Source organism: Paenibacillus cremeus, assembly GCF_007786445.1.
In the GTDB taxonomy this organism is placed as follows: domain Bacteria; phylum Bacillota; class Bacilli; order Paenibacillales; family NBRC-103111; genus Paenibacillus_G; species Paenibacillus_G cremeus.
Genome location: NZ_VNJI01000029.1, coordinates 80864 through 87632, shown reverse-complemented (window position 1 = coordinate 87632; position 6769 = coordinate 80864). Strand labels below are relative to the sequence as shown.

3 protein-coding genes and 1 pseudogene are annotated in these 6769 nt (G+C 45.4%); all 4 read left to right on the top strand.

Features of this window, described 5'->3' with window-relative positions:
- Positions 1-346 (top strand): annotated as a pseudogene (locus FPZ49_RS35915) (extracellular solute-binding protein); the annotation flags it as partial.
- A gap of 18 nt (positions 347-364) precedes the next feature.
- Positions 365-3061: a hypothetical protein gene (locus FPZ49_RS21280; RefSeq protein WP_144850713.1), complete on the top strand. Its 2697-nt coding sequence runs from the start codon at positions 365-367 to the stop codon at positions 3059-3061.
- 148 nt (positions 3062-3209) lie between these two features.
- A complete protein-coding gene (locus FPZ49_RS21275) occupies positions 3210-5408 on the top strand; it encodes a helix-turn-helix transcriptional regulator (RefSeq protein ID WP_186445978.1) in 2199 nt (732 codons plus the stop codon).
- Between the two features lie 122 nt (positions 5409-5530).
- Complete coding sequence (locus tag FPZ49_RS21270) at positions 5531-6769, top strand: mandelate racemase/muconate lactonizing enzyme family protein (protein WP_144850709.1); 1239 nt, start codon at positions 5531-5533, stop codon at positions 6767-6769.

Sequence of the window (6769 nt, the reverse complement as noted above, 5' to 3'; positions counted from 1 at the left end):
ATCGCCGCAATCGACGGGACAAATCTACCTTGCTCTGGACCCTTATATTCGCGCTTACGCCCCCGGAATTCCGCGCGATTTCTATGAGTTCAACAAGAAAATCATTGATGAAAAAGCGAAAATCAGTTCGGGGAAAATCGACGCCGGTCTATATTCCGAAACTGATCAGAAGGCAGGCGCTGAGCTTCGCAAAAAAATTCAGGACGTGAAGACCCAAATCATTCTCGGGAAAAGACCTCTGTCCGATTGGGACTCTTACGTCGAACAATTAAAGAATGATAAAGATCTGATCAAGATCACTGAGGAATTGAACAAATCGTACCAAGTCCGAATTTCATCCAAGTGATTAAGGAGTGTTACAATCATGGCCGATAACCGAATTGCAGATGTGCTTATCGTGAGACATCCCGAAGGTCAGCAGGCTTCCGAGCCTCAAATCGACTGGGCGGTCGGACATTTGACGAAGATCCTGCAGGAAAAAGGATTGACTGTCACTTCATCGGATGAGAAGAGTGCAGGTGGGGATGCCCGCTTGCAGATCATCATCCCGGGGAAGGGCACGACAACCGCAGACATACCCGATGTTCCGGAAGCATTCGGAGTTTTTGCAGAAACCCATGAAAAATTGAACACGCTAGTCGTAGCTGGGGCGGATACGCGAGGTTTGATTTATGCCGTGCTGGAACTGGCCGATATCGCCAAACATTCCTCAACCCCATTGGCAGACTTGAAGTCGGTTCAAACGTTCGTGGAAAAACCAAGCAATTCCATACGCAGTGTGACCCGGTTGTTCAGCAGCGAAGCGGAAGACAAGAGCTGGTTTTATGATCGCTCCTTTTGGGATGAGTATTTGACGGAGCTCGCCACTCAACGATTTAACCGAATTACTCTTGGTACAGGCGTAGGATATGATTATTTAATAGATAAAATCGTAATGGATACCTACTTCTGCTTCATGTATCCATTCCTGATTTCGGTTCCGGGATATTCGGTTCAGGTGGACGGACTTTCCGTCGAGGAACGAACAAAGAACCTCGAGACATTGCAGTACATCAGCGGTCAGGCCAAGCTTAGAGGGCTTCAATTTCGGTTAGGTCTGTGGAATCATGCTTATGATTACGGTCCCAATAATACCAATAAGAAGTACAAGATCGAGGGGCTTGACGGTTCTAACCATGCGTCCTATTGCCGGGATGCGCTAAAGTATCTGCTTCAGACCTGTACCGATATACAGGGAATTACCTTCAGGGTTCATTTCGAAGGTGGTGTGCCCGAACCAACCCATGATTTCTGGAGAGTTGTTGTCCAGGGGATCGAAGCATCAGGACGTCAAATTGAAGTGGATTTTCATGCCAAGGGCGTCAACGATGAACTGATTGATATTGCCATAAGTACCGGGGGACCCGTAGTATTATCGACGAAGTATTGGGCGGAACACGCGGGTTTGCCGTATCATCAGGCATCGATCCGGGAAAGGGAATTTTATCCAAAACGTCCAGGCGACAACAAAACCGCGGCTCATTCCAGCATAGGTAATCCCGAAATCCGGAGAGGGGGCATGGAAGTCACCTCGAAACGAAGCTATACCCGTTACGGATACGCCGATTATTATCGCGATGACCGCAAGTATGGAATCGTTCATCGGGTATGGCCGGGGACGCAGCGAATCCTCATGTGGGGTGACCCTGCCATGGCAGCTGGCTACGGCCGCTACGCAAGCTTCTGCGGGTCGCTCGGCATCGAGTGGTTCGAACCTCTTTCCTTCAAGGGGCGTAAAGGTTCAGGTTCACCCGGCGGGCGCGAACTTTATGCGGATGAGCAGCTGCAGTTGTTCAATCGGGATTGGACAAAGTTTTCGTATACATATCGTTTGCTGGGCAGGCTTTCCTATAATCCGGATACTAACCCGGATTCGTGGAGAAGGTACCTTCGGACGGAATTCCAGGGTGCCGCTGAAGCCAGTGAGGAATCATTGGCGTACGCTAGCCGAATTCTGCCGTTGATACTCGTCGCCCATGCCCCTTCCGTCGCAAACAACGTATATTGGCCGGAGATGTACACCAATATGCCGCTTTACAGAGACGAAAAGCCCATCAACAATCCGTACAGCAATTACGGCTACCCTTATAATTACGATTTTGACACGCCTTCACCACATACCTTTGGATCAGCGAGTCCGCTTGATCCGGTACTTGTGTACAGCGTTAACGAATTTGCGGACGATATTCTTCAGGGAAAACGGAAAGGGAAATATACTCCTTTGGAGATTGCCGACATCCTTGACGACTTGGCCGACAAATCGGAACGGAGATTGGAGGAGGCATCAGGCAAAATTCCGAACCGCAATGAAACCTCATTCCGAAGAATGGAAGCGGATGTAAAAGTCATGATGTGGATTGGCCGGTTTTTTGCCCGTAAATTCCGTGCAGGGCTCGCGTATGCCTTGTTTGAGAGAGCGAGTGACGCGAGCTTGCTGCAGGAAGCTTTGGATTATTACTATGAAGCCCGCGATGCCTGGAAACAGGTGATCGATGCTTCCAAAGGAATTTACAAAGATGATATCACCTTCGGGCGCGCTCATTATTCGCGGGGACACTGGGCGGATCGGTTGGCGGCGATTGATGAGGATATTTCCGCACTCGAGCGGATGCTTGATCCAATCCGTTCCCAGAAATCAGAACGATCAAGGTCGATGAGTGATTTGCTTAGCTCCTTCACGAAAGGAGTTCGCCCCGAATTGAAGCATTCGCCGGTCTCTTATTGCTACAAAGGTGAACCGATTCATATTCAAACGGGTTTTACCGAAAGACAAACCGATATACACGTTCAACTTCATTATAGGCACGTGAATCAAGCGGAACCGTATGTCACTGTGGACATGGAACAAAACGAAACGGGATACTTCGCGACCATTCCTGCTGCATACACGGATTCGCCCTATCCACTTCAATACTTTTTCGAGGTGAGAAGCGTAAATGGAGATGCGTGGTTAATGCCGGGATTTGCAGACGACCTGTCAAATCAACCTTATTATGTACTGCATCCTCAGGCTTCACGCTAATCATTGATTTGTAAAACCGCGAACCCCGGTTCTTCGACGAAACGGGGTTTCTTTTTAGACGGTTTATGATGTGGAGAAAATTTTATTGTGGAAAATCCTTCTATGAATGATAATTGAATCATTAACGTCATCTTTAGGTGGGAGAAACATGTTCAACCATCGTTTATTTGGAAGAAAAATGTATAGGAATAATTTTTTAATCGTTCTTTGCATCACCATGATTCCTACTTTGTTTCTCGCAGTAGCAGCATATTTTGTTGGAAGCATGCAGCTTGAGAAAGAGGTTACCCGCAATCATTCATGGCAAATACAGCAATTGATGGGTAAAATGGATGAAAGTTTTAATCAGTTGGAGTCGACGGTCAGTCAATTTTCGATTCATCCCCTATTTGGAGAAGGTCTGAAAAACATTAATCTGGCAACGGATTACGAGTACGTGCAAAACCTATACCAGTCTTTAATGCTCATGAAAGGGACAAATCACTTAATCAACAAAATCATCTTTTATTCCAATCCGCATCAAGCGAGTATTACTGAACAAGGAGTTCAGAGCATCAAAGACACGGAGTCCGAAGCATTTTTTCGTAATTTGCTTGATAGGGAACAGTCCTTCTTTTGGAGCGATGTTCCTGATTTCTACAAAGGGAAAGTATTTCCCAAAATGCTTGTTTTGAAGACCCCTGTTAATACCAGTGCCTACGGTGTGATTCTCATCTTGTTGGATTCCAATAAAGTGGAAGCGCTTTATAACCAGTCCCTAACCTCCATGCAAGATTTTTTCCTCGTCATGGAGAATGAGAGGTCAATCGCATTAGGAGGAGTACCGGCGAATTCTGTGCATTTGGCAGCTTCTTATGAGAAAAATCACTCAAACCATCCGGACATTTTATCCATCAACGGAGAAAAATATTCTGTCACCTACAACCAAATGAGGCGTCTTAACGAGTCATGGGTGTATATGGCTGCGACGCCAACGTCCCGAGTCACAAACCCAATCAAGATGATTGCCAAATGGATTATGATCGTTAGTGTCTCTTGTATATTTTTAGCAATAACCCTATCTTGGGCGGCTTCCCTGCGCATTTATAAACCGATCGATCGGCTTACTCGGGAAAAAAGCATGATCGAACAGAAGCTGCATAATTCGTTGCCTGAAATGAGAGACGGTTTTTTTCTTCAACTGCTCAACGGCCATTTATATTCATTAAACGAATCTGAATTGCAGACGAAATTGACACAACTGGGCTGGGAAATTCAAGCCCAAAGTTATTCCGTTCTTGTTGTCATGTTGAGCGGACTCCCCAATGGCCAAAGTTCGTTCTCCAAAGGTGACGAGCAATTGCTCGGATTTGCAGCAACCAATATCGTCGAAGAATTGATCCGGAAACGGTTCGTACAATCGCATGTAATCAATAATCAAGACCTTACGATCGGTGTTTTGATTGCACACCACCTGCAGGAAAATACCCACGAACGGATGAAGCAAGAATTATTTCAATTTTCAAATGAAATCGAGAATACGATCAATTTCATACTCAAGCGTCATGTTACAGTCAGTCTTGGTCGAATAATCGGTGAATTAAAGTTCGTTCCGCAAGAAATGCAGAGAGCACGGGATTATTTGAAATATCGCGATATAAGTAAAGCAAATCAAATTCTGGATATCGAAAATTATATTTCCACAAGTAAAATCTCATTTTTCCCCATTCAAATTGAAATAGATATCGTCCAAGCCATTCATTTATGGAAGGGTGAGGAAGCTATCCAGCTCATTCATAAATTTGGGGACGAGATGGAGGCCAACTCCCAATTTAAAATGGAAATCTTACTAGGTATGCAGATCCTGCTGGGAAGTATAGAACGTGCCGTACTGCAGGCCGGTTTCCATCCTTATAATTTGTATAAAGGGAAAAATTTGTTCGACGAATTGAGTCAAATTCAAGACAAGGAAGAGATGATCCTTTGGTTTTCTGAGACGGTGATTCAACCTTATATCGAAGAAGTAAAGAAAACACAAGCTTTGAAAAAAAAGCAAACCATAGACAGGGTGCTGGAGATCATCCAGCAAGAATATATGAATGATATTTCCCTGGAGCAATGCGCGGAGAGAGTTGGAGTCCTGCCCTATGCATTAAGCAAAGCTTTTAAACAGGTTACCGGAACAACGTTTGTTGTTTATGTGACTCGTTTGAAAATTGAAAAGTGCAAACAATTGATTACGAATTCAAATCTGATGCTGGGTGAAATTGCTAGTGAATTGGGTTGGCATCCGGCTTATTTAAACAAAATATTTAAAAAATACGAAGGTATCACCCCAGGGCAGTTTCGAGAAAAATATTTTTCATGAGGATGGGGTGAAGCTTTCCCGGTAAATTTGCGGAGTGCCTCGGATATCCTTGTCATCGATATCAACAAGGTTATGAAAATATCGGGAATTCCTTTGATAACTAAATTTAGGGGTGTATTCAAATGACAATGGATGCGGATCTAACAATTAAGGAAGTAAGAATCATCGAGCTGGTCGATCTTAACCAGCAACATGAGCAAAGGTTTGTGGAAATCGTGAGCTACGGCGGATTAACAGGCCATGCTGGACCTTTGGACGGCCACTATCAATTTAGTGCGGTCAATAGCAGACTTCATGTGTTTAACAAGCATCTTGCTGGGCGAAATCTTTTTGATCCTGCGATAGAGTTTTCTTCACTATGGGATGCTGTGTATCCGAGCAACCCGCTTACAGCTTATGAACACGGAAAAGATCCTTTGACCGGCGAAAATCTATGGCGTTCTCACCGCACCTCAAGGCATACCGCAACGGGAGAAATTATCACGGCTTTCAGTGCCGTGGATATTGCCATTTGGGATTTGCGAGGGAAGGCGGAAAGAAAGCCGGTAAGTCAACTTTTAGGCGGTAAGCGGGCCGAACTTGAGGCTTACATTAGCTGTATGGGAAGCAAGACTCCCGAGGAGGCGCTGGAGAAGGCAAGGCGTTGGTACGACCAAGGCTTCAAACGGCACAAATGTTTTCTTCCCCATAGGCCGATTGATGCGCTGGGTATCAAAAAGAATTTAAGCTTTCTTGAGACACTGAATAAGCTGCTGCCCGGTGATTCACAAGTTATGTACGACTTAAGCAGATTAAGTGATCAAATCGACGATATATCCACCCGTAAATCAAGATTATCCTGGGCGAGCAAGTTGGTTAAGGAGATGGTCCCCTTTCGCCCGGTTTGGATCGAGGAGCCTACAGCCCCGGACGATATTGAAGGCTACGAGACCATCAAACAAGCTAACCCGTCGTCGGTGTTGGCCGGAGGGGAACATCTCTACACCCGTTGGAGCCTGAAGCCATTTCTGGATAGAGGGCTGCTTGATTATGTTCAATGTGATCCGGAGTGGTGTGGAGGTATTTCTGAATCGATAGCCATCTGCAAGATGATAGAATCCTCTTATCCTAAGGTTCGCATAGTGCCGCACGGACATATGATTTTGGCAGCGCCACACATTGTAGCCGCACAAACCATGAATTTATCCCCTTTCGTAGAATATTTATACCAAGTCATCCCAGATAGAGTCCGTTATTTCCAAAGAGCGGTTGAACCGGTTAACGGCACACTAGAGGTACCGCAGGAGCCCGGAGTCGGCCCCATACTTGATAATACCAAATTTAAAATTACCCGAATTTATCAAGATGAGGAATCCATTTAG

Bases quoted from the DNA above. Each gene is read 5' to 3' on its own strand.
- FPZ49_RS21270 (WP_144850709.1), top strand. From the start codon at position 5,531: ATGACAATGGATGCGGATCTAACAATTAAGGAAGTAAGAATCATCGAG.
- FPZ49_RS21280 (WP_144850713.1), top strand. From the start codon at position 365: ATGGCCGATAACCGAATTGCAGATGTGCTTATCGTGAGACATCCCGAA.
- FPZ49_RS21275 (WP_186445978.1), top strand. From the start codon at position 3,210: ATGTTCAACCATCGTTTATTTGGAAGAAAAATGTATAGGAATAATTTT.